The 24,210-nt window shown below is 45.8% G+C and carries 16 protein-coding genes and 1 pseudogene; 4 read left to right on the plus strand and 13 right to left on the minus strand.

Annotation, left to right across the window (positions count from 1 at the left end; all coding sequences use genetic code 11):
• Positions 1-91: 91 nt before the first annotated feature.
• The 5 genes and pseudogenes from QUA23_RS00595 to QUA23_RS00615 all read right to left on the minus strand — a co-directional run bounded on the left by QUA23_RS00595 (position 92) and on the right by QUA23_RS00615 (position 8,766).
• Entirely contained in the window at positions 92-4,921 is a 4,830-nt protein-coding gene (locus tag QUA23_RS00595; RefSeq protein ID WP_333072728.1) for a PAS domain S-box protein, read from the minus strand.
• Positions 4,922-5,426: 505 nt separating this feature from the next.
• Entirely contained in the window at positions 5,427-6,902 is a 1,476-nt protein-coding gene (locus tag QUA23_RS00600; protein ID WP_333072729.1) for an adenylate/guanylate cyclase domain-containing protein, read from the minus strand.
• A 70-nt stretch (positions 6,903-6,972) separates the two neighbouring features.
• Entirely contained in the window at positions 6,973-7,317 is a 345-nt protein-coding gene (locus tag QUA23_RS00605; protein WP_333072731.1) for a slr1659 superfamily regulator, read from the minus strand.
• A 46-nt stretch (positions 7,318-7,363) separates the two neighbouring features.
• Complete coding sequence (locus tag QUA23_RS00610; RefSeq protein WP_333072732.1) at positions 7,364-7,942, minus strand: DUF6272 family protein; 579 nt, start codon at positions 7,940-7,942, stop codon at positions 7,364-7,366.
• A gap of 77 nt (positions 7,943-8,019) precedes the next feature.
• A pseudogene (locus tag QUA23_RS00615) lies at positions 8,020-8,766 on the minus strand (PP2C family protein-serine/threonine phosphatase).
• 1,750 nt (positions 8,767-10,516) lie between these two features.
• On the opposite strand from QUA23_RS00615, the gene QUA23_RS00620 reads away from it, so the two are divergent.
• Positions 10,517-11,101, plus strand: coding sequence for a hypothetical protein (locus QUA23_RS00620; RefSeq protein WP_333072734.1), 585 nt, complete (start codon positions 10,517-10,519; stop codon positions 11,099-11,101).
• A 178-nt stretch (positions 11,102-11,279) separates the two neighbouring features.
• On the opposite strand, the gene mnmA is transcribed toward QUA23_RS00620, so the two are convergent.
• Complete coding sequence (mnmA, locus tag QUA23_RS00625) at positions 11,280-12,371, minus strand: tRNA 2-thiouridine(34) synthase MnmA (RefSeq protein WP_333072735.1); 1,092 nt, start codon at positions 12,369-12,371, stop codon at positions 11,280-11,282.
• A 115-nt stretch (positions 12,372-12,486) separates the two neighbouring features.
• Here mnmA and QUA23_RS00630 point away from each other — a divergent pair, with 115 nt between their 5' ends.
• Together QUA23_RS00630 and QUA23_RS00635 are read left to right on the plus strand one after the other, a co-directional pair.
• Positions 12,487-14,136 carry an NAD(P)H-hydrate dehydratase gene (locus QUA23_RS00630; protein ID WP_333072736.1) on the plus strand — a complete coding sequence of 550 codons (1,650 nt, stop codon included), beginning with the start codon at positions 12,487-12,489 and terminating at the stop codon, positions 14,134-14,136.
• Positions 14,137-14,408: 272 nt separating this feature from the next.
• Positions 14,409-14,939, plus strand: coding sequence for a peptidoglycan-binding protein (locus QUA23_RS00635; RefSeq protein ID WP_333072737.1), 531 nt, complete (start codon positions 14,409-14,411; stop codon positions 14,937-14,939).
• Positions 14,940-15,468: 529 nt separating this feature from the next.
• On the opposite strand, the gene QUA23_RS00640 is transcribed toward QUA23_RS00635, so the two are convergent.
• The 4 genes from QUA23_RS00640 to QUA23_RS00655 form a co-directional block, all read right to left on the minus strand.
• Positions 15,469-15,942 (minus strand): TerB family tellurite resistance protein, encoded by a 474-nt coding sequence (locus QUA23_RS00640; protein ID WP_333072738.1) that lies wholly within the window; start codon positions 15,940-15,942, stop codon positions 15,469-15,471.
• Between the two features lie 107 nt (positions 15,943-16,049).
• Positions 16,050-17,975, minus strand: a complete 1,926-nt coding sequence (locus QUA23_RS00645) for a M61 family metallopeptidase (protein WP_333072739.1) — start codon at positions 17,973-17,975, stop codon at positions 16,050-16,052.
• Positions 17,972-18,652 (minus strand): Crp/Fnr family transcriptional regulator, encoded by a 681-nt coding sequence (locus tag QUA23_RS00650; protein ID WP_332985141.1) that lies wholly within the window; start codon positions 18,650-18,652, stop codon positions 17,972-17,974. Before QUA23_RS00650 ends, QUA23_RS00645 begins: the two co-directional genes overlap by 4 nt.
• Positions 18,653-18,812: 160 nt before the next feature.
• The gene (locus tag QUA23_RS00655; protein WP_333072740.1) at positions 18,813-19,697 is read right to left on the minus strand and encodes an inositol monophosphatase family protein; all 885 of its coding nucleotides are present in this window, start codon (positions 19,695-19,697) and stop codon (positions 18,813-18,815) included.
• A gap of 285 nt (positions 19,698-19,982) precedes the next feature.
• Here QUA23_RS00655 and QUA23_RS00660 point away from each other — a divergent pair, with 285 nt between their 5' ends.
• On the plus strand, positions 19,983-20,231 hold the full coding sequence (locus QUA23_RS00660) for a hypothetical protein (protein WP_333110278.1): 249 nt from the start codon (positions 19,983-19,985) through the stop codon (positions 20,229-20,231).
• 361 nt (positions 20,232-20,592) lie between these two features.
• Here the strand turns inward: QUA23_RS00660 and QUA23_RS00665 are convergent, their stop codons facing one another.
• From QUA23_RS00665 to QUA23_RS00675, 3 genes are all read right to left on the minus strand, one after another.
• On the minus strand, positions 20,593-22,518 hold the full coding sequence (locus tag QUA23_RS00665; protein WP_333072743.1) for an alpha-amylase family glycosyl hydrolase: 1,926 nt from the start codon (positions 22,516-22,518) through the stop codon (positions 20,593-20,595).
• 287 nt (positions 22,519-22,805) lie between these two features.
• A complete protein-coding gene (locus QUA23_RS00670; protein ID WP_333072744.1) occupies positions 22,806-22,934 on the minus strand; it encodes a hypothetical protein in 129 nt (42 codons plus the stop codon).
• A gap of 252 nt (positions 22,935-23,186) precedes the next feature.
• Complete coding sequence (locus tag QUA23_RS00675; RefSeq protein ID WP_333072745.1) at positions 23,187-24,050, minus strand: Npun_R2479 family HD domain-containing metalloprotein; 864 nt, start codon at positions 24,048-24,050, stop codon at positions 23,187-23,189.
• Positions 24,051-24,210 lie beyond the last annotated feature (160 nt).

Here is a 24,210-nt window from a genome sequence, read left to right on the forward strand (position 1 = left end):
ATTCGTAGATTCTCCTGTAATACAAATATCGCTGCCTAACCACAGCAACTTGAAAGCTTGGTGATGTTCGATCAGTTTGATCTCGATCGCATCAATCCTTAGAGCTTGCTGGGCGATGACTGTTCTTGCTAACAAGTGCGACGATCGTCTTAATTAATTTATCCGGTTCGATCGGCTTTGCCAGATGTCGGTGAAATCCAGCTTGCAAAGCTTGCTTTTGATTAAACTCCCCCGCATAGGCAGTCAGGGCGATCGCGGGAATCAGCCCACCCCGTTCTGGCGGCAGGGTTCGCACTTGGCCCAACAGCATATAGCCATCCATCCCCGGCATTCCAATGTCGCTCAACAGGACATCTGGCTGGAAATTAGTCAACGCTGTGAGGACTTCTTGAGGGACCGCAACAGTCAGAACCTCTGCACCTGCATCTTCTAGCAAAAAGGAAATCAACTCTCGCATATCCGGCTCATCATCTACCACAAGTATCCGCATCCCGGATAACGGTTCATCCGCAGTCGATCGTTCCGAAAGTGCTGCAAGAGAGTTTTCTTGTCTTACCTTCCCTGATAGGGGCAGTCTGACGGTAAAGGTAGCTCCTAACCCTTCACCGAGGCTATGTGCCCCAACGGTGCCACCGTGGAGTTCCACTAGATGCCGCACGATCGCCAGCCCCAATCCCAAGCCACCAAACTTGCGGGTTGTAGCGCCATCTTTTTGCCGGAAGTAGTCAAACACGTAGGGTAAAAACTCCCGTGCGATGCCAATCCCTGTATCCGCCACCGTAATTTGAGCGTGATTGCCAACACGAGTCAAATTCACCTCAACGTGCCCTCCGGCTGAGGTGAATTTGACCGCATTGGAAACAAGATTCCACACAACTTGCTGCAAACGGCCCGAATCCCCCAAAATTTGTCCAATCTGAGGATCTAACACAGTCCGAATATCAATGGATTTGGCAACAGCAGCCAAATTGACAGTTTCGATCGCCGATTCCACAGTTAAAGCTAAATCGACTGGACGAATATTAAGACTGAGCTTGCCTTGGAGAATTTTCGAGACATCAAGCAAATCTTCAATCAATTCAGTTTGCAGCTTGGCATTGCGTTCGATCGTCGCTAACGCCTGTGCAGTTTTGGCCGCATCCAGCTTGCCAGTTTGCAGCAGCTTTGTCCACCCCAGGATGGGATTGAGGGGCGATCGCAATTCATGGGACAGTACCGCTAAAAACTCATCTTTGATGCGATTTGCCTGTCTTAGCTGTTCCGCTTGCTGCTGGAGTGAATCGTTCAGGTTTGCCCGTTCCAGAGCGATCGCGATTTGGTCACAGGTAGATCCCAGCAGCTCGATTTCTGCAGGCGTAAAGTTTGTCCGAGTCCGACTGGCAAATGAGAGCGTTCCTAATAACTGCCCTTGAGCGATTAACGGTTGACCCACGTAAGCCGTCATGCCCAGTTCAGAGACTGCTTTAGCATTCGGATGAGTGGAGAGTTCGGCTTGATTCAAGACAAGTTGCTCCTGCGTTTGGGCAACAAATCCACAGAGATATTCCCCTAATTCGATCCATGCGACCGCCTGCGCCCTTTCTTCAGAGATGCCCTCGTAGTTTCTCAAATGCAGCATCCGGCGGTTGTCTTTTTCTTCCACCATGAAGTTGTAGTAAGAGTGCAGATCGAGTTGCACTGCAAGTTTGCGGAATAGCGTGTGCATCAAAGCCAGAGGCTGTTCTGTCTTCATGAGATCGCGGGTAGTTTCATACAGCAATTGCAGTCGCTCACTTGCTTGCCGTTGTGCGGTCTTGTCCTGCATGATTTTGACAAATCCCTGCGGACAATCGGCTTCATTAAGCAGGGGCATCATCAATCCACTCGCCCAAAAGCGATTCCCATCTTTGCGGACGTGCCAGCGTTCGTCTTCTGCCCGTCCTTGCAGTAGAGCTGTTTGCCTCTCGTACTCGGGTTGTGCTTGTTCGTTATCTTCGGGCGTGAAGATCATCCCAATGGGGCAACCAATAGCTTCTGTCTCGGTATAGCCCAACAGCCTTTCTGCCCCTGAGTTCCAACTGGCAATGATGCCGTTAAGGTCGAGGGTGAAGATGGCATAATCTTTGGCGCTTTCAAAAATCAGACGGAGGCGGGATTCACTCTGGCGCAGGGCTTCCTCAGCTTGCTTGTGGTCTTCAATATCAACACAGGAGCCTATGTACCCCAAGAACTCACCTTCCAATCCGTAGCGAGGAACAGCTTCATCCATAACCCAACGGTATATGCCATCAAAGCGTTTCAAGCGATATTCCATCTTGAACGGTTGACGGGCATCAAAGGCAGTCACATAGGTGCCTAAACACCGCTCAAAGTCGTCGGGGTGGACTCCTTCTGCCCAACCATTGCCCCTTTCTTGCTCGATCGTCCGTCCGGTAAAGTTTAGCCACGGGAGGTTGAAGTAATAACAGAGTTTATCGGTGCCCGACATCCAAATCAGCACAGGGGCGGCATCTGCCATCAGCCGGAACCGTTCCTCACTCTCCCGTAGTGTGGCTTCGGCTTGTTTGCGATCGGTGATATCGTTGACCAGTGCTACAAACCCTTCAACTTTTCCCTGGCTATTGAAGCGGGGAACATAGGTTGCATTGACATAACGGGTTACACCATCTTTGTAGGGAATTTGGGTTTCAAAGGTCACTTCCTCTCCTGCCAAGACTTGCTCAACATAAGGACGAATCCCTTCATAGCCAGTTTCGCCTAAAACCTTTTGAAGGTGCTTGCCATAGATTTCCGTTGCCGGATATCCAAACCATTCTTCATATGCTCGATTGTTGAAGCGGTAGCATTGGTCTGAGTCTACAAAGGTGATCAAGGCAGGCACGGCATTGGTAACTAAACGAAGTTCTGCTTCTCGTTGTTGCAATACCTCCTCGGCAAGTTTTCGATCGGTTACATTTCGGAAATAAATGGTAATCCCGTTCGCGGCAGGGTAGGTGCGAACGTCATACCACCGATCGTGGTCGGGATAAAACGCCGTGACTGATAAAGCCGCGCGCTCGTTGGCCACGCGCCGATAAACCCGCTCAAACTCGCTGCCCTTGAGTCCTGGGAATTCTTCCCACAAATTCTTCCGCATCAGATCGCCCGAAGTGCGGTCTAGCAGAATTTCCGCTGACCGATTCAGGTATGTGAAACGCCAATTCTCATCGAGGGAAAAGAATCCATCATCAATGCTTTCCAGAATGTTCCGGCTCTGCTCTTCGCTTTGACGCAACGCTTCTTCGGCTTGTTTGCGCTCGCTGATGTCTATTAATACGCCGCGGGTCGAAATTATGATGCCATCAGCGTTGTAGGCGCAATCGCCCTTTGCCAAAATCCAACGAACGGTGCCATCGCCCCACAGCGTCCGATACTCTATTTCAGTATGCGGTTGATTCGCTTTTAACTCACTGAGGACTGTGTGAAGGAATGGGCGATCGTCGGGATGCACGGCTTCTAAAAACACCTGCATCGACATTTCTGTATTGACAGGTAAACCAAACATCGCTTTGGCTCTATCCGTAAAACTCAGCGTGTCTGTTTCTATATCCCAATACCACAAACCAAAATTGCCGCCTTCGCAAGCCAATCGGAGCTGTTCTTCGCTCTCGCGCAACGCCTGGAACGATCGATCGCGCTCGAAGGCGATGCTGGCAACTTGGGTACCGAACTCGGCGAGTTTATGTTCCCAATCCGTCGGCCTCCGCACCTCGCTAAAGCACAGCATCAGCGACCCCAGAGCTAGATGGTCGTGCCTGAACACGGGCTGAGAATGACACGCTAGAATGCCATGAGCCACGCATAAATTTCGCCATCCTTGCGACCAGCGATCGTCGTTAGCAATGTCGGCGCAGGTCACGGGCTGGCCGCTATACACTGCTTCGCCACAGGTTCCAATGCACAAATCGTTAATCGGAGCATCTTGGAGTCCTTCACCAAAAGACGCTGGAAAGTCTGGAGTAATGGATCTGTTAAACGTCAGCCCCTGAGCATCTGCTAGCAGGAAGCCCGCGCGGGTACCCGGATTCAGCCTGGATACTGAGTCACATACCCCTGCCAGACAGTCGTCTAGTGGCTGTCCGAATGCGATCGACTCCAGCAGTCGTTTCTGCTCGATTAGCAGGAGTTCGGCCTGTTTGCGATCGGTAATGTCAGCAAGCAAAACGGTAAGTCCACGGGGCGAAGGGTAAATTCGGTAGTCATACCAACCGTTCCAAGGTGAGTAGAGATAATCAAACTGGAGCGGCCTTTGTTCGTGCATTGCCCGATGAAACTGCACGTAAGCATCGGTGTCAACGGCAGCGGGAAATAGCTCCCAAATGTTCTGACCCAGAAGCGCTGACCGCGACATTCCAACCATTTCACAGTAGCGATCGTTGGCATAGGTGTAGCGCCAATCGCGATCGAGGATATAAAACCCATCGTTGATGCTAGAAAGTACCGTTTCTAGTTGTTCTTTTGCCTCAGTCGCCGCAGCTTGTGCTGCTTCGTCGCGCACCTGTTGTTCTACTTCCATTGCCTCCTGTAAATTTTGCAAGGCTGCTTTCGCGTTTTTTATAGCAGTGCGGCACGATTGATTGAGTGAAGCGATCAATCCTGCCGCGAGCAAAAACATACCGATCCGAAGAATTGTCTCTACATTAACTATCTGTAAGGAATAGAACGGCTCAATAAAAAAATAGTTAATTGCCAGCGTGGATAAAATTATTGCCAGCAACCCAGCCCCGAAACTGCCATACCAGGTACTCACTATCACCGCGATGAAAAACAGGGGTGTCGTGGTTGGGTAGATCCACGGTAAAAGCGATCGGGTTAGCGCCAGTGCTAGAGCCACGGAGAGGGTCGCCACACCATAGGGAAGTAGTCTAACTCTGAAAATGCTGTTGATTCCCTCTAAACTCACCCTTTGTACTCCTTATCAGAAAAATATCTTGCTCGCAGCGCCTGACTGCATCCGCGAAGCGTTGCATCTGGCAAATTACCTAACTCATCCAGCAATATCTAACTTTCCTTGAGTGCCAAGCGAGAAGGCCTAGGGTGTCCATTTTCCCAACGATGAATCAGGGAAAGGTCATTCCTAATTCATCCGCCAACTTTTTTTGATACAGGTTCAGCGCTGGCCACCGTTCTCGTACCAAATTACCCATCGCTGGTTTTTGAGCCCTAAGCCGTTCTATTTTGAGAACCCCCAGAAGTAACAGGTATAAAGCTGTTTATATTTTACACCTTTGGCAGATCCCAGAGGTCAGTCGTCACTCTCAAGATATATAGCAATCCTTACAGGAGTCGTAATTTTTTTATCCCACCCCAACCCTCCCCGAACCCGCTCTGAGAAAGTAAGAAATTCACAAGTGATGCGAGGATGGCTATATTGAGTCAATCTAAAATCTCAAATAGACTAACTTGCTTTAAATTCCTTTGAGGAGCGATCGCCAATCCCGACAGCGTTTCAGGTAAATGCGAGCTACATGATCGCTGGGATTTGTTCGCAAACACTCTTCAAATAATTTTCCCGCTTCTCGGAATTCCTTGCGATCGCACAGTAACATAGCTTCATTATATACAGACAAATTTGCTAGCTTTGCCGACAAAATTTCCGGCGGATCTGCATCAAATACCTCATAGACTACGACATATTGAGATTTTCCTTTTACCTGTACTTTATCCACAATCCTAATAGCATAATCTGTGGGATTTCGTAACCGTTCCAACGTCTGCTGAGAAATTAATAGAGGTACGCCGTAATCTTTGGTCAATCCTTCAATGCGAGATGCTAAATTAACAGCATCGCTAATCACAGTGCTGTCCATTCGGCTTTTACCCCCAACTGTCCCCAGCATCAAAGAACCCGAATTGATGCCAATTCCAATTTTAACCGGGACGTAGCCGACACCTTGACGGTATTCGTTGTAATTTCTGAGGATATTTAGCATTGCAATACCGGCTTTTACTGCATCATCGGCAAAGTCACTAAACAAAGCCATAATTGCATCGCCGATGTATTTGTCAATAAACCCGTTATTGCTAGTAATGGCAGGCTCCATCCGCGAAAGATAAGCATTGATAAATTTAAAATTTTCTTGGGGAGTCATAGTTTCTGAAAGCGTCGTGAAATCGCGAATATCAGAAAATAGCACCGACATTTCCTGCTGCACTTGGTCGCCTAAATGGACATCTATAATACTTTCATATCCCAACAAATTTAGAAATTGGTGAGGCACAAATCTACCGTAGGCATCAGTTAGCTCTGATTCGGCATCCAGGGATTTTTCTAAATTTTGGTTGAGGTCAAATAGTTTCTTAATAAATAAATGGCGATCGGCTTCAGCTTCTTTGCGTTCCGTGACATCTTGAAAAACTGCGATCGCAAAAGCAACTTTGCCACCCTCGTCAAAAATTGGCGTTCCCCAAATCTCAAGGGGAACTTTCTTGTGGGGTTGATGAATTTCCAGATTTTCAGCCGTCGCGTTTTCGCCCCTCAAAGCTCGGACGATCGGCAAATTCTCGAAAGGGTAAATAGTCTCAGTTCCCGCAATATAAATTTGATAACTTTCTGACAAATCCTCAACTGCATTTAAGGGCAAAACTCCTTGACCGAGTAACTGCTGTCCGGCGTGATTTACATAGTAAGGTCTGCCTTGAGAATCCAGCACGAGCACACCTATGGGGATCGCTTCGAGAAATTGAGCCAGCTTGATTTCGCCTTCGCGCACGGCCTCGAATGCGCGAGATCGTAACTCTGTTTCAACGGTATCGGAATGTTGAGCAGTAGTTTCCAGCAAGATTTCCAGATCCGCTTTTTCTTCCTTCAAGTCTTCCACTTGCTGGCGCAATCTTTCTATCTCCAAAAGTAGCTGTTCTCTAGATGGTTGTTCTTCCAGCATAACTCGAGAATTTGCGCCTCGACTAACAAAAAATTTCTCTACAGCTCACACCCTAAACGTAATCGTTTTTCTATAGAAAATCCAATTGCAAACCAGGCATCAGGCGTTGGAAATTCCTCAAAGATTTACCGTGCCAACCTATGCTTTGAGAGCCTTGTACCGCCATTTGCACCCTGGCTGTTTTGCGGACCTCGATAATAAACTTTGATAGCATATTGATGCCAGAACTGTTCAAAAATTCTAACTGCTGCAAATTGAGGGTAATTTTCGTCGGTTCCAAGTCGGCAACCTGAGTCAGAAATTGCGCTATCGGCGCGTACTCCGCAGGCCCGCTCAGCCTTAGAGATCCAATAAAACTCACGGTTGCCGTTGTTGGATCGTAACAGATCTCGTAATCTTCTGTATTAATTTCCATAGCCACAAAAAAAAGTTCCTTAGATATTATCGATCGCCAGCGTTGGTTATACTGTTAATTGCACCATAGTTGTCACTGCAATTACTTGCGGGTCTTTTTGCATGGTCTGGAATTTCCAGCCAAGTTTGGCGCTATAATCGGTGAGCATCGTCAACAAACCCAATCCAGAATTGGTGCAGCTTTCATCAGCAGCATTTTTTTCCAGCCGCTGAATGTAAAGTTCGCTGGGTTCCGAGGTCAGCAACTGTTGAATGTAAGCCTGAAACTTCTCCACACCTTGCGGAGAGATACTGTTAGCAACTGAGAAAATCACTCCGTCGCTCTCTAATTGCAGTTTAATATCGATCGGGTACTCCGAAGTTTCATCATTAAACTTCATGGCATTTTCCAATAACTCGTTGGCAATGTAGCTAACAGCGCTTTTTATTTGAGCTTGTCTTTCAATTGTCGAGGGATCATCTTGGTTGCCCGGAAAAAAAGTCGTCAGGTAGTCAGCCAGAAAATCCGCAGACAAACCGTTGTTCCGCCACCGCTGCTTGAGAGGAACCGAACTCGGAGAAAATCCAATTATTAAGTATTCTTGGCTAGCGGGCTGCTCGATGAAATCACCTAAAATCTGAATCATATCGATTTGAAAGCTAAAGTTTGAGATGAGGGATATCACTAAATATATTTTAAACTTTAGAAGGGATATCCAAGTAGTTATTTTTGTTTGAATACCTGCAACGTGATGTCGTCAAAAACTTTTTGTTTACCGATGTGCGATCGCACGTCCTTAATTACAGCGTGCCTAATTTCGGTAGCCGAACGCTGCCAATAACTTTCTATTACCTCTATTAACCTATCTAAACCATAAAGCAGTTGATCCATACTTTGAGCTTCCGTAATTCCGTCAGTGTACAGCACAACCACATCTCTTGAATGCAAGTTCACAATTTTATCAGCAACAAATTCAGCAAGATCTGCATCAAGCCCGATCGGGAAACCCAAATCGATTGTATCAAAGCGCTCGACAGAACCGTTACACCGCACGACAATCATTTCTTCGTGCTGGGCAGTCAACTTCAGCATTCCTTGCTGATAGTCTAGCAAAGCAAGGCTGGCGTGTTTATCGGATTTCCTTCACTTCACATTATCGTAAATTACACTGTTAATAACACTTAAAAATCTTACCGGATCGGGTTCATTGTAGGCGAGCAAAGTTCGGACAGCCGTTTGAACCATAATCATTAAAACGCCGCTCTCCAATCCGTGTCCCGTCACATCCCCCATGCCGATTTTTACTCTACCTTTGTGCTGGAGTGCGTCGTAATAGTCGCCGCCTACTTCCTCAGCAGCTTCCATAAATCCCGCAATATCTAAGCCGATAACTTTCTTGAGTTCTCGCTTTTTCGGTAGCAGCATCTGCTGAATCTTCCGAGTAACGTTTAGTTCAGCGCTCATTCGCATATTTTCAGCTTTTAGGCAATCGTTAAGAACAGTAACTTTTTGATTGGCCACAACTAAGACATCGGCAATCTTGTTAAATGCACCCACAACTTGCCCCTATTCATCTCTGTTATCCAAAATAATTGTCTGGTCGAAATTGTCAGTTGCCATTTTCTTTTAGGTTTGTAAAAAACAAATAAAGTTTGCCTAACTGCTGTATAAAAATAAACAAATAGATAAATAAAAAAAGCTAATATTGTTAACTCTAAAATGAAAATTATTTTTTTGTTAACAATAAAAGCAAGCTAATGCTGAAGAAAATATAACATATTTACAGTTTATTTCAATTGTAAAACTTGCATTTAAAGCCAAATTGCTTCCAGTGATGGATGCGTAATATTTTAGTGATACACTTTGATATATTGTTTGATATAGTTGCTTATTTAGCTGCTTAACCAGAGAGTTGAATTTTATTAAATCCTGTGTTAATGCCGAGCGCAGATTCCCCTAATAATTGTTGCTAAATGTACCTTCCATATTAAGTGCCAAATCATCATTGATTTCTCTCAATCGGCTGGTAAGAGTAATTACTTAGGCTCTTTCTTCTGGTATGGCATCGGAATTTAGACTGATTTTTTGAGAAATAAACCTAATTTATGACAAAAATTTTTCCATTTGTGGAAGCTGACGCAAAGTAGTAGCTATTAAATAATATGTATCCAAATCTGGGTCTGAAATCCGATTAGAAGTATCGCCTACGCGAGCGTTCAGTCTATCAATATCTGTAACTAAACGTTGATAGACAAAAGCGTAAGTTTCTCAACTCAACTGGCGACGAATTTTAAATTTTTGCCAATCTTGATAAATTTTATAAAAACTTTCACTGGACATTGATATGTTTCCGATCGGGCTATCTGTATTTGCTATGGCTTTAAAGTTTTTGTCTACTTTTGCTTGTAAACCTTTGAGATATTTTTAAGTGCTTAAATTAGGATTTAAACTCTGATAATTTAGCTGTTGAAGTTTCGGTATGTATTCCCTCTAATGGCGCAGTGATCGCAGGTATTCATTACCTTAGATTTCTTTTTGAGTAAAATCAACCCTGCTGTTAATTTCGGAAATCAACAGGTACATGACCAAGGTTAACGGTATTGCAAATAGAAAACCGATCGGGAGAATTTTTTGAGGATAACTCAGCCGATTCATTAAATGGATTGCCAGGGATTTCCTATTCATAATGGATAGATGTCAACAAAATTGTACTCAGAAAGTAGCCTTTGCTACTAAATTAGTTGCGAGGACGGTCGCTCTAGAAAACCACAATGCTAATACAATTAATCAGCGATAGCTGGTTTTATTTCTAATGCGTTTTCGTCCTGTTGCAACAAATATGGCGACATCCCTGTGATATCATTGGCTCAGCTCGCCTCCCACAGTCTAAAACACGTTTAGCAGTTGTGGAACGAAGAATAGTAATTTGTACTGAGATTGGGGGGTAGGATTAGAGGCTTTTAAGAATATTTACTTAAGCATAAATTTTTCTTAATACCCTGAGACAAAAAGTAAAAATTAAGTAATAACTGGGTAGTGCAAGTTTCCTGAAGCACAATAGCCGGCAGAGAGTAGGAAATACTTGTGCCATACCAGCAACTAGCAGTCAAGTCGGTTCTGCACAAAGGAACCAATAGCACCAGCAAGAGTGTCTAAATAAGTATCTGCAGTTGAGTGTTCAGGAGCGATCGCGAATTGTGTAAAGTGAGGCAGAGGGCGTATGATGAAAAGAATCTCCATAAATAAATCTCAACAGAATAAAAACCGAGACCAAAAGCAGCCCAATCCTGTAATCTTGGCTTTGGTGCTGACAGGGATTCTAGTATGGGAAATGTATCCGGCGCTAAGACATACCGCAGAAGCTAAGGCGGGCGCTCTCAAATCTTCCCTTGCCCAGTTGGAAAAGCAACCGCAGCAAACCGCGCAGCAATTTTCCTCAGCAGCGGTGCCCCAAAAAATTAGCTATTCGGTATTGGCACTTAATACTCTGATTTCTGAACCGGGTAATTTGACCGGGGCTACGCGCCAAAATCCCCCGAACAAATTGCCCGCAACCGTGGCAGCAGCCGTTCGGCAAGAGTTGTCGGACTCCACTGGCATTGCTGCTGACAAGTTGAAAGTAACTGAATCCAGCGGACAAAGTTGGCCGAATACTTGTTTAGGACTCGCGAAAGCGGATGAAATTTGCGGTCAAATGATTGTCGAAGGTTGGCGGGTTGTGGTCTCTGATGGTAGGCAAACTTGGGTTTACCGTACTAATGCTAGGGGAAGTATCTTGCGTTTGGAAAAAAAGTTAGCTCGGTAAATTTGAGCCGGTGAAATCAAAAATAAACTTCCTTTTGGAACAGGCAAGATGCCTGTTCCACAAAGAGTGAATTTTCTTGTGGGTGGGGAGAACAAACAGGCAAGATGCCTGTTCCACAAAGAGTGAGTTTTTTTGTGGGTGGTTTCTTGTGGGGTGGGCTTCTAGCCCGCCCCTTACTTTAATTTGGGAGTTGGTTTCTTTCGATGATGCCGCCGCCCAACAGCACGTCTCCGTCATACCAAACGGCCGCTTGTCCGGGAGTAATGCTCAACTGCGGTTCGTCAAAAATCAACTTAACTCTTGTACCGCCGACTTTTTCCTCTGCTTGGAATGGTTCCACAGGAATAATTGTAGCGGGGACGGGGTGTGATCGATATCGAATCTGTACCTGAGCCCGAATCGGAGCCGTCGGTGCAGCTACAGAAACCCAATTCACTTTCTGGACTGTACACTCAGATTCTACTGCCAACTGTCGATCGCCCACAATTACCCGATTGCCAACAGCATCAAGTTCAATCACATACAGCGGTTCCGGTGCAGCAATTCCGAGTCCCTTCCGCTGACCGATTGTGTAGTGATGAACGCCGTCGTGCTGTCCGAGCACCCGCCCTGACTTGTCCACAATGTCACCCTTTTGCGGCGCAATGTACTTATCCAAAAAAGCCCGCATCGAACCGTTACTTTCCACCAAGCACAAATCCTGACTTTCCGGCTTATCAGCAGTTGTCAAGCCAAATTCCGCCGCAATTCTGCGAGTTTCTGTCTTGGTAATTTCCCCCAAAGGAAATTCCGTACCCGCCAACAAATCCTGTGTTAGATCGTACAAGAAATAAGACTGATCTTTTGCAGGGTCGATCGCCCGCAGCAACTGATAGCGACCTGTAGCAGCATCGTAAGTAATCCGAGCGTAGTGCCCTGTAGCGATTTTTTCAATTCCGAGTTCTTCGCGAGCATACTTAAGCATTGGCCCGAACTTCACAGTTTTATTGCACTGCGAACAAGGCAAAGGCGTAACTCCTGCACTGTAACCCTCCACCAAATAATCGACAATACTTGCCTGAAAAACATCGCGGCTGTCAACAATGTGGTGGGGAACGCCCAAATCTTCGCAAATTTTAGCTGCATCGACCATTCCCTCAGAGCAGCACTGACCTTTGCCCTTCATCAACCACAGCGTTAAACCCACCACTTCATATCCCTGATGGTGTAAAATTGCGGCTGCTGCGGAACTATCGACCCCGCCGGAGAGGCCTACAACAATCTTGTTCATGATTCTGAGAGAAATTGCTATTTTACTGTGAGTTAGTTCGATCGAGCTACTTTATTATACCACAAGCATACTACAACCTGCCACTGCTGCTGTTAGCTGAAATTTTAGCACTAATATGACTATTCAAAAATTTGTTGTTACCGCCGACCAAATGCGGCAAATAGAAACGAGAATCTTTGCTGCTGGAATGCCAGTCGCAGCTTTAATGGAAAAAGTCGCGGGACTGATTGCTAGACGCATTCAGCAGCTTTTGAAGGTGGAAGTAAGTGGGGCAACTAGCAGTGGACGGGATTTAACTGATAGAAGGAAAAGGGAAGAAGGGAAAAACCTTGTTAATTCTCAATTGCCAATTATCGGCGTATTGGTTGGGCCCGGACACAACGGCGGCGATGCTTTGGTTGTTGCCCGCGAATTGCACTTTCAAGGGTTCCAAGTAGTTATTTACTGCCCGTTTTCTAAACTCAAAGAACTCACAAAAAATCACGCTGATTATGCGCGTTGTTTAAATATTCGGTTTGTTGACAAAATTGAAGCGCTAAAAAGCTGCGATTTGCTCGTAGATGGTTTATTTGGATTTGGATTAGAACGAGAAATTAATAACGCCACTGCGGCAGCTATTGACGAAATAAATAATTTAAATATACCCATTTTAAGTATAGACATTCCATCGGGAATTCATACAGATACCGGAGAAGTTTTGGGGACGGCAATTCGGGCAAAACATACATTATGTTTGGGTTTGTGGAAAATGGCATTTATGCAAGACAGAGCATTAGAATATATCGGCAGTTCCGAATTAATTGATTTTGATATTCCCGCAGCAGATATTGCAGCAGTATTGGGGGAAACGCCAGCAATACAACGCATTACAACTGCCTCGGAAACTCAGCATTTGCCGTTACCCCGATCGCCAATTTCGCACAAATACACCAACGGTCACTTACTAATTATTGCAGGTTCCCGCCGCTACAGCGGAGCAGCAATTTTGGCAGCATTGGGAGCAAGAGCAAGCGGCATCGGAATGCTGTCAATTGCGGTTCCTGAGTCAATTAAATCGATGTTAAGCAGTCAGTTGCCAGAGGCATTAATTATAGGATGTCCCGAAACCCAAAGCGGTGCAATTAGCGAGTTGCCAGTAGCAATTGATTTGAGTTCTTATGATGCGATCGCCGCAGGGCCAGGTCTGACATTGGAAGCGGCAATAGCTGTAGAATCTGTACTGGAGAGCGATCGACCTCTGGTTTTAGATGCTGACGGTTTAAATATCCTCGCTCAACTCGGCACAGTCCCCATTTTGTCCGAACGCTCAGCACTGACAATTATCACGCCTCACCCGGGGGAATTCAAGCGTTTATTTCCCGAATTAGCCGACGAAACGGGCGAGGATCGAATTGCGGCAACTCAAGCAGCAGCTCAGCTTTGTGGTGCAACGGTATTGCTCAAAGGAGCCAGAGTTTGCATAAGTTGGAAGGAGGAGGGCGATTCCCTAGGGGATAGCTACGCTTCACGTACCATCACCTACCTCAATCCCGAAAGCACCCCAGCCCTCGCCAGAGGCGGCACCGGCGACGTTCTTACAGGCTTGCTAGGGGGACTATTAGCAACTGCGATCGCCCGCAAATCCCCCCCCCAATCAGTTGCAGCAACAGCAGCTTGGTGGCACGCTCAAGCCGCAATCATGGCTACAAAAGAACGGACGGAATTAGGAGTAGATGCCTTTACTTTGACACAGTATTTAATTCCAGCTTTGCGAGAATTTGCTTAGTAAACAATCAACAGTAGTTGGTAGGGTGCGCACCGCGCACCTTGGTATTTTGTAGGGTGCGCACCGCGCACCTTACCCCTTGGTTTGTAGTGACAACGAAAGTCCTCATCAAAATATTACAACTTGCATTCCTTACGACAAACCAACGGGTAACTCAAACCCGTGACACTCACATGAGTGACACTCCAAAAAGTGACTGTGCACTCACAAAGCCCACCAGTTATACCTGAAATATCAAAGACCAAAACTTAAATCTTGAGAGGAACCACATTATGTATACCGAAGAAAGAAGCTTGAACAATGAAACTATGGCTCTTGTCGCCGATACTACTGCTCAATCAAGTCTGCCATTTGCTGAAACCACTGGAGTAAACAAACCCACTTTACAAATGGGTTCAACAGGTCAAGCGGTCAAGGAACTACAACAGCTTCTATATCATTGGGCATATTATTTCGGCCCGATGGACGGTATCTTCGGTGTGCAAGTTCAAAACGCGGTCAAAGGTTATCAACACCGCGTCTTTTTAAAAGAAGATGGGATTGTCGGCCCTATCACTTGGGAAGCACTATACTCTGGTGCACCTGTGAATATGCCGGTAGTAATGAAGGGCAGTTCTGGTAATGCTGTTAAAATTGTTCAGAATGTCTTGAAAATCAATGGATACTATTTCGGCTTCATTGACGGATTCTTCGGGACGATGACAGATGTAGCAGTGCGACAATTGCAACTCAGCAACGCTTTACCGCAAGATGGAATTGTCGGCTACAGAACTTGGCACGCCCTCAGCAAGTTACCTCACTAATGACGGGTTGGATTCACTTTCTGTGATATCCCCCAAAATCTGTAGATAAATTAGGGATTTAGGCAAAGCCAAAATCCCTAATTTTCCTTAAGGGGAAGGCAGCGCGCGGGAAGGGGCGCAAATTCTGTTACCGTTCCCGGCGATTAAAAATATTCTTAAATTTCCTATGTTTTTTTGTTAGTATATCCTAGGAAATTGGGAGTCATTCGATTTTAGATTTTAAATTTTAGATTTTATATTGACCCCACGGATGAATTCGGGGGCTTGAGGATTTTAGATTTTGGATTGATTCCACGGATCGATCCGGGGGCTTATACCATCAAGAAATTTTTGGTCACAATCCGGTTTATTTCCCTTGTGATTTAGTTGTAAATAGTTGCACTCAGAAAATTATTATTATTCCGATACTTACCTAACAAGACTTAGGCATGGGGGGCTTATTCCCGGTTTATACGAAAAATTCCAGGTTGAGTAACGAGAAATCTAGGAATCAACCGGGTTTTTAAGCCAAGCGCGCGCAAGTCCCGAACTAGCCTTTGATGAACTTTTCTAATTTGTGAGCCATCTTCTCTATAATTCCCTCTGAAGTATCTGCAGCCGATGATTCAGCTTCAATACGCTTGACCACATCCTCTGAAAGATTCAGCAACTGCACTAATTTTTGATAAGCTGCGGCTTCTTCAGCGTTAATTTTGGGTTCATCGGGAGTGCGAGAACTAGAAGAAATCACTTCATAGCCGAGTTGCAAGACTAATTCCCTTTCATCTTGAGTTTCTAGTTGACCGATCAACTCATCAAGGGGGATATTTTGCATGATGTAATCCCGCAGTTCTTGTTGCATTTGTTGTCCGTCGGTATCTGGGGCAAACAAACGACAAAAACGATCGAGCATTAAATCAACTTCTTCTGTCGCGAGTTGGCCGTCAGCCCAAGCCATCGAGGCAACAATTCTCAGCAGATTCATCTGGCGGGGCGTAATTGATGGAGGAGGTGGGGTTTGCATAATTAAAATGGGTAATTGGGAATTGAAAATTGGTAATTGGGAATTGGGAATTAGGAATTGAGCCTGATTCCTTCTTGTCTTTTCTTTCCCGTTCCCCTTCATTTATGTCACAATTTCGACAGAGGAACTCCCAGCCATCCAGTAAAGTTTTGTTTCTGAATAGCGGTGGGCTGTTCCACCGGCACGATCGAGTAGCGGCCAGGCCGGGGCGGCGCGAGAGTCACACGACAAGTCCGCAGTTCGTCTTGGTGAAAAACTGTCACCTCTATTGTGTCCCCCGGTTGATAATCTTTAAGCCTCTCGTTCACTTGTTCTGAATTGACCCGAAAACCTTCGATCGCCAGCAACTCGTCCCCAGCGTCAATTCCCGCCAATTGTGCCGGAGAGCCTATTTCGACAAATTTAACCATTTCCCGCCCGTTTTCGGCTCCCAACGTCCAACCGATGCGAGGGTTTCGGTCAGTTTCATCTACCCAAATTTGCAGCCCAAAAGGTTCGAGATATTTGTTGTAAGGCAACTCTTCTGTGCCGTCTATATAGCGCGCAAAAAAGTCGCTCAAATCGATGCCTGCGACGGACTCGATCGCACTTTGCAACTCTTCGGGAGTAAAGCCTATTTCTGCGGGCAGCGAAGGAGAATTTAACTCTCCGTTTGATGTCAAATGCGCCGACTTGCCGTCTGTTTCCGACTTCAGGTCAAAATCGCCATTTTGGGCAGAATTAGCATTGCCAAACTGCTGCCACATTAAACGCATCACATCGTCGAGCGATCGCTCGTTGCCGTGTCTAGCTCGAATCAACAAATCAAGCAAAAACGAAACAACTTCCCCTTTCAAATAATAGGAAATCTGCGAATTATCACTGTTCGCATCCCGGCGATAAAGTTTAATCCAAGCATCCCAGCTCGACTCGCTCACAGGCTGCACGCTGCGCCCCGGAGTCGTCTGCAAGCGAGTAATTTCCTTAGCCATACCTTGGAAAAAACCTTTGACGTTGTAGAGACCAGCTCGAAAAGGAATCACCAAATCGTAATAACTGGTAGTGCCTTCAGAGAACCATAAAGAAGGAGTGTAATTCTCTTTTTCGTAGTCAAATACTTCCAGAGCTTTCGGTCGAATGCGCTTGACATTCCAGAGGTGAAAAAACTCGTGAGCTACTAACTGAATAAAGCGTTCATACTTTTCCTTGGCCCGAAAACCAAAACGCGGATAGTTGAGAGTGCAGCTCTCCTTGTGTTCCAAACCGCCAAAACCAGAGCCGGACAAATGCAGGAAAAACACATAGCGTTCGTAAGGCAAACCCCCGAACATTTTTGCCTCGACTTCGATCACTTTTTGGATGTCTCGAATCGTGCGATCTGGTTCTAAATTGCCTTTTCCCCAAACAACTAGCTGGTGGGCTTTTCCCATCACTTCAAACTCGTACACTTCGTGATAGCCAATCTCAAAAGGACTGTCTACCAGAGTGTCAAAATCCGCAGCAGCGAAAGTAAGATTTTGGCCAGAAACAGGTGGCAAAGTAGTAACGGTGCGCCATTCGGGCTGCGGCGGCACAACGGTTACGGTGTAGCAGTTGCTCTCAAAACCGGGCAAGAAAAAGCACAAAGCCGCCGGATTGAAATAACCGTGAGTCGAGTCTAAATGATTGGTTCGCACTGTCAGTTCGTTGGCAAAAATGCGGTAGAAAACCGTGACATCTGACACGGAATTTGTCTCGATTTGCCAGTGATTTTTGCTGAGCTTGCGCCAAGGTAAAGCACGCGCGGCGTAGCTATCCCGTAGGGAATCGCCCACCTGTGAGCTAAAATCTTGCAGGTGGCGGGCGTACTCTCGAACCAAGTAAGAACCGGGAGTCCAAACAGGCATTTTTAAATCCAGAACCTGCTCCGACCAACCTTGCACGCGCAAAGTTACTTCAAAGAGGTGGGATTCAGGATTGGGCATCGCCACCGAATATTGAATTGTCGGTGCTGTTAGTTGCCCCTGACTGTTGCCGGCGGCGGACGAAGTATCCAAACAAGTAACATCAGTCATTGACTTGCCAAATTAATCAAGTGCTTGAGGTTGATCAAATGGATAGTTTGGCGGTCTGGATCGATATTGATCCAACCTTTACTATCAAGTTTTTCCATAATTTTGCTGGTTTCATCTAGGGTGATATCTGTGACATCAGCTAAGTCTTCATAAGGAATATTGAAGATATCTTTGCCCTCAGCAGTTTTCTGACCGTAGTTTTCTGCCAGCTCGACTAAAGTATTTGCTAGTTTAACCGCTGGCTGGCGGTTGCGGAGTTGATAGCGGAGATTGGTTTGGCGCAGCCGCCGTACCATCAGTTGCAGCATCCGGTGGTGCAATTGCGGGTCTTTAAACAGGGTTTGGATAAATCGCTGAGCTGTGACGCTGAGAAGTCGCACTGGCGATAGAGCAAGTACGTCATTCGATCGGGGAGATTCGTCCAGAATTGCCATTTCGCCGAAGAAGGCACCCCGTCCTAAAATAGCCATTGATACAGCTCGATCGTTTGACAAGCGGCGGACTTTTACCCAGCCAGACACGACAAAGTAAATCGCGTTGCCCCAAGAATCCTCCATCACTACAGCTCGGCCCGGGGGATACTCATGCTTGACGGCATTTGATAGCAACCCTCCCAAGGTTTCTGGGTTAGCACCCTTAAATAGAGGGAACAGCTCACTGAAAGCTTCTGTCTTCATGCAAACTCGCGGAGGTGGGAAATATGATTAGGCGACACCCAACAGCTAGGGAACGATCGATGTTTGGGAACACAAACAATCTGTTGCTCCTTTAATTGATGATAAGGGTGCAGAGGCCCGGTTCACGTAAAATCGGCAGATTCTTTAATCTTAAACGGGTTTACAAGCCGGCCACTGCCTGTTGAACTTTACCCAACAGAGGTTCTATGTATTCCGGCCAGCCGATCGCGATTGACTGTGTGTGGGCCAGAGTTTCCGGCTCGATCGCATCTTTAGTCCACCTCAGCGGTTGACCTTGCAAGTCGCAACAAACCAATCCGGCTGCTTTTGCTAGAGCCAGAGGGCCGGCGGTATCCCAAACTTTAACTCTGCCGTTGAGATACAGGTACAAACCAGCTCGACCGAAGATAACTTCCATCACTTTTAAGCCAAAGCTGCCCAGCGAGTAAAATTCTGCTCCGGGGATGCTTTGGGCGATTGCCCGGGCGTAGTTTTTCTGGTCTTTGTCTCCAAGAATAATTTTACAATTTTCCGCTGTCGGAGCCGGCGGTTTGCACAGCGCGATCGGCTGCGGCGCTTGGGTTCCCACACTTTGAAACAATCCCCAATCTTTGCCGCCAAAATACATTTGGTCAAAAGCTGGGGCGTAGAGCCAGCCGGCCACCGGTTCCCCTTCAAGCAGCAGCCCCACCATCGAAGCGTAGTGAAGTTTTCCCCGAATAAATTCTTCAGTCCCGTCGAGGGGATCGATGCACCAGAGGCGCTGGTAATTGCCCCCATAAGCTGCTCTGGAGGCGCTGTTTTCCTCAGTGATCCTCCCATCTTCAGGAAACAAAGCGCTAAATGCTGCCGATAGTTGTCGGTCTAGGTATTGATCGATACTCGTCACGTAGTCGTTGGGCCCTTTCTCGGAAACTTCAAAAGGTTCGGCGGCTAGCTTGTAAGCTTCTTGACCGCACTCGCGTAGGGTGTAGCGAATTTTTTGGTCTTGCTCTGGAGAAATATACATGAGGTTAAACATAAATTCTTTAGCTAACTTCAGCATAAAAGCTTAAGTCCTTTGAATCGATCGGCGCGTGTCACTGTTTTTGATTCGTACAGGATTTGCGCCCGGTTGTCCATAAACCCGGTTTCCTAAGCATGAGGGCCGTTGCTATACAAGCCCCAGACAGGATTGGTGGAATTAAAAAAATTTAGACATGACGGAGAACCCCCAGATTCACCATGTGTAGAGTCAATCTAAAATCTAAAATCTAAACTCTAAAATCGACTGACTAACCGCACTACCACTTTTAATAGTTGAGGATAGAATTTTCTGAGGTTAGATAATTTGTGCCAGCACCAAATTGCAGTTTGTTTGGTGGACAATAAATATACTGCTGGAGTGCAGGTTTTACTGGAAGCAATAGCCTGCAAGCGCCCGGTCGTCATGACTGGGACTCAAGGTAGGGTCGATTATTTAGCTGCCCCGGATCTTGCCAAAGTGGTAAATGTGGGAGATGCAACAGGTTTGCGGGAGGCGATCGTCCATTTGCTAAAAAATCCTCAAGAAGCTGAATCTCAAGCGCAGCCAGGCTAAAAAATGGTTGTGAACCCACAACAGCGAACTTTATATCGATGTTTTGGTCGAGAAATTGCGATACTTTAATAAAACTGTAAGGTGCGCCTCGGCGCACCATAACTCACGTCCGGATGATGCAGCAGAATGCACACCTTACTACTATAAATAGAAGGTCAAAATGTTGACGAGCTAAGTCATATTTAAAAAGTAATGAGTTATGAGTTGCAATTACGAATTTAATCTGACAGCAGTTACGCACCCCTACTCAATCAACAGGGTTTTCAAAACATAATCGAAAGCCTCAAACAAGTATTTTCGTCCATCCAACCCGGTTGATGCACCCATGATTATCTTACTCAAGACTCAAAACTCAAAACTATTAAGACTCCCGTCCACTCGCCCACTTATCCCGCCATTTCACAGTCCCTTCCGAAACTAAAACCCAGCGGCGACAAACCAGATTTTCTCGGAGAGGCGACAGTCCTTCCCGTAGAAGTGCATACTTATAAGAAATCAACTTCCCCGCACTTTCATTAAAAGGAATTTCACCAAACCAAGTATTAGTATTGATATACTCCAAGGGGAAACCCTTACTAATATCCCAATTCCCCAATTCAGGACAATCTCCAATCACCACAATTCTTTCACCAGGCTGAGTTCTAACGCTGTTAAGCTGGGCCCGCACAATAGTTTTTGCCTTAACTCGCTCTCCGACGCTGCTAAAAATCATTACTTCCCGCGCACCCAATTCTAAGTTGTACAGCATTCCATCTTTAACTTCAAACTTACGGCGCGATAAAACCTCCGTATGCTCTCCATCAGGCAGCTCAGTATCAACCTCTTTAATTGTAACAGCATTGCCACGATTCATCGCTACAAACACCACAGAATCGCGATAGCGGCGCACGTAACAATAAACATCAGCAGTTAGATATTTTTGCCACTGACTCCCCATCGAAATAGCTGGATTCAGCCGCCGCAATCCCGACAGCAACCGCACATCCCGGTAAATTGGCGAATCAGTATCCCACTTTTCCATCATCGGGCGGTTGTATGGGTCATTGCCCCCATCTGTATCATCATGCAAATACTGTTCGGTGCCGTAATAAATGCAGGGAATGCCGCGAGTCGTCATAATTAAACATATCGCCAACTGCAGCATTTCTGGATCGGGATTCAACGACTGAAACCTCGGCATATCGTGGTTGTCAATAAAAGTAATCAACTCCGTCGCCCCGTAGTAGCGGTGATCTAAATTCAGGACATCTTGGACTAACTTAAATCCTGCGTCGGCACCCTTTCCTAATACTTCTCGAATTGCCACGCACAGACCAAAATCTAAAATAGTCATCCCCGACTCGTTGACAAATTCCACAGAACGATCATTTCGAGGATCGCTGTAAATCCATTCGCCAAAAATGAAAACATCAGGTCTGTGTGTTAAAATGTCAGCAGTAAATTCCTGCCAAAACCAAATAGGCATATGCTTGACTGTATCAACGCGCAAAGCATCAACACCTCTGTCCAGCCATTGTTTAATTGCTGACTTAATGTAATTCCGGTAGGCAATATTATTTTCGTTGAAAGTTGCTAAACCCGACAGTTCGCAGTTTTGGACTTGCCATTCATCTTCCCAGTTGGTGACTTCGCCATAGTGGTGATACCAGTCATCTTCATCGTCGTTAAAGTCAGCTATTTTTACGCCGTCGTCGTAGAGTTCCCCTTTTTTACCGCTAAAATCTGGGTTGCTGTGATTGCAGACAATATCGAGTACGAGTTTCATGTTTCGCTGGTGCAACTCGTGTACTAATTTGTCAAATACCGTATCTTTACTTTCTTGTGTTTGGTTAATAGAAGGATTGTCGCCTTTGGCAATAAAGCGGGGATTTAGTCGCTTGAAATCTTTAGTCCAGTAGCCATGAATTGCAGCTTGTTCGACAAATAATGCTTCAACTTGCTCGAACAGTGGAGTCAGCCAAACTGCGGTCACTCCCATATCTTTTAAGTAATCGAGTTTGTCAATAACTCCCTGCAAGTCGCCGCCCCAATATCTGCCCCAATCTTTGCCTTCTGGATCGTAAAGTTCTGGGTTTGGGCCTTCGTTATTTGTGTGGTCGCCGTCGTAAAAGCGATCGACTACAATGAAATAAATTGTTTCTTGTCGGAATTCAATGTCTCTGGTGTAGAGAAATTCTAAATCGAGTTCGCTTTCTGGCTTAACTTCTTCTACCAGAGACTCAATTTTTTCTTCTGGTTGGCTAACTTCGTATTGAGAGGAAGTTTGATTGGGGGTGACTGATGTCATGAGATGTATTTTTTTATATTGTAAGATTGGTCAGTTATTGGGAGCTCAAGTCGGAAATAGCTTTCCCCTCTGACTGAGTTTTACAGCATCATACGGAATTTACTCGTTTAAAGAAATCTTCCTTCAGAGAGAGGGCAGACTCATCCTTAAGGATTAGGTGAATGAGAGTTAATATTTAGCGTAATTCTCCCTCAAAGAGGCAGATCCTCAAAAACCTGCCGTACCAGGCTAAGCCTGGTAATGAGAAAAGGTGTACTAATTGTGCGATCGTCCTTTTTTCCTTCCTATCATTCCTCCCCCAAACTTTGGATATCTTCAACCCTCAAACCAATTGTTTGAGTAATGGTTTGATTGTTAATTAGATTGAGAAGTGGTCTAAGAATTTCCAGAGCATTTTCTCCCCTTCCTTGCTGCATTACTTGCTACAATTCCTGTTGTAATCCTTGTGCAAGTCGTTTATCCTTATATCTTGCACCATTTTCGCTCGCACAGGCTTTCGGGCCGATTCGACAAAGAGTTGATTTTTTTGTGGGAGGGCAGGAGAGCCCGCTCTGAAAGGATTATTGAGAATCGTGCAACATCTCAGCTACCCTGACTATGCAGCAGTATTTAACTAGAGCGATCTACTTATCCCAAAAAAGAACGATCGCCCGACATCCACCCCAACCCTAGCTAACTACAGCCACCGCAGACTCGGGAACCTGAGAATGCTCCACCCGGAAAACATTCGCGCTCAAATTAGCAACAATTTGTTTCCCCTGCTGCGTTAGTTCCAAATAGCCGATCGCATCCTTCACATATCGATAAACTACATTCCAATAAAACTTCGGATAACCATTTCGCAACTCTCCCGGATTTTGATAGCCCAAAACCAGATTTTGCCCAGTCTCCTCAAACTCATAAAACAGCGCCGCAATCTTTTGCAAATATCGTGGATCGCTCAACTGACCAATTAAATCAGCAGCGCGCACTAAACCTGGATAATTGACAGTCTCTTGATAATCTTCATCGGCAGGAACTGGGAAACGAGTCAGCTCAATATTACGCTTAACCACCTCAGCATCAATCAGTTTGTGACCGCCAAAACGCTCATCAATAAACATTTTTCCGCGATCGACATGATAAGGCGTCAAACTCGCATCCGTCGCCCCCGGAGGTAGCTTCACTTGCGAATCCTCTATCCCCGTTGCATACAGTCTCAAATCAGTTCGATCTTGCCGACAAACCCCCTTCACATACCCGATATCGTGACACAGCAAAGCAATGTGGAAATGCAACCAATGTTCACATAAAACACCACCCTCCCGGATGTGCTTGCCGCGCAGAATCTCCTGTCCCACCAAGGTCACTAAAATAGTGTGTTCCACATTGTGGTAAAGAGCATCGCTATTAGCAATATTTTCCAAAGCCATACTCGCTGCCCAAGCAATAATTTCACTATAGTCAGATTTTAACCCGCCGTAGGTGTACCGGTAGCCTTCAATCAGTCGATTAACAAAAGCATTAATCAGCAGTTCAGTTGCATTAAACATATTCACTTCCCTGAGCCCACGTAGAGCATTAAATTATTTTTATAGTTATTGTTTTTGGTGCTACCGTTTAATGTTATTTTTGGCTTAAGCGCGACGATGGATACCCACTCCTATCGAGACGCATCCATTGATATTATCAACAATTATGGCTTAAATTATG

The sequence above is a fragment of the Microcoleus sp. Pol1C5 genome (assembly GCF_036701115.1).
GTDB lineage: Bacteria > Cyanobacteriota > Cyanobacteriia > Cyanobacteriales > Microcoleaceae > Microcoleus.

Bases quoted from the DNA above. Each gene is read 5' to 3' on its own strand.
- QUA23_RS00645 (WP_333072739.1), bottom strand. From the start codon at position 17,975: ATGACTGATGTTACTTGTTTGGATACTTCGTCCGCCGCCGGCAACAGT.
- QUA23_RS00605 (WP_333072731.1), bottom strand. From the start codon at position 7,317: ATGGAAATTAATACAGAAGATTACGAGATCTGTTACGATCCAACAACG.
- QUA23_RS00635 (WP_333072737.1), top strand. From the start codon at position 14,409: ATGTATACCGAAGAAAGAAGCTTGAACAATGAAACTATGGCTCTTGTC.
- QUA23_RS00655 (WP_333072740.1), bottom strand. From the start codon at position 19,697: ATGCTGAAGTTAGCTAAAGAATTTATGTTTAACCTCATGTATATTTCT.
- QUA23_RS00640 (WP_333072738.1), bottom strand. From the start codon at position 15,942: ATGCAAACCCCACCTCCTCCATCAATTACGCCCCGCCAGATGAATCTG.
- QUA23_RS00600 (WP_333072729.1), bottom strand. From the start codon at position 6,902: ATGCTGGAAGAACAACCATCTAGAGAACAGCTACTTTTGGAGATAGAA.
- QUA23_RS00665 (WP_333072743.1), bottom strand. From the start codon at position 22,518: ATGACATCAGTCACCCCCAATCAAACTTCCTCTCAATACGAAGTTAGC.
- QUA23_RS00630 (WP_333072736.1), top strand. From the start codon at position 12,487: ATGACTATTCAAAAATTTGTTGTTACCGCCGACCAAATGCGGCAAATA.
- QUA23_RS00675 (WP_333072745.1), bottom strand. From the start codon at position 24,050: ATGTTTAATGCAACTGAACTGCTGATTAATGCTTTTGTTAATCGACTG.
- QUA23_RS00650 (WP_332985141.1), bottom strand. From the start codon at position 18,652: ATGAAGACAGAAGCTTTCAGTGAGCTGTTCCCTCTATTTAAGGGTGCT.
- QUA23_RS00620 (WP_333072734.1), top strand. From the start codon at position 10,517: ATGATGAAAAGAATCTCCATAAATAAATCTCAACAGAATAAAAACCGA.
- mnmA (WP_333072735.1), bottom strand. From the start codon at position 12,371: ATGAACAAGATTGTTGTAGGCCTCTCCGGCGGGGTCGATAGTTCCGCA.
- QUA23_RS00610 (WP_333072732.1), bottom strand. From the start codon at position 7,942: ATGATTCAGATTTTAGGTGATTTCATCGAGCAGCCCGCTAGCCAAGAA.
- QUA23_RS00670 (WP_333072744.1), bottom strand. From the start codon at position 22,934: ATGCAGCAAGGAAGGGGAGAAAATGCTCTGGAAATTCTTAGACCACTT.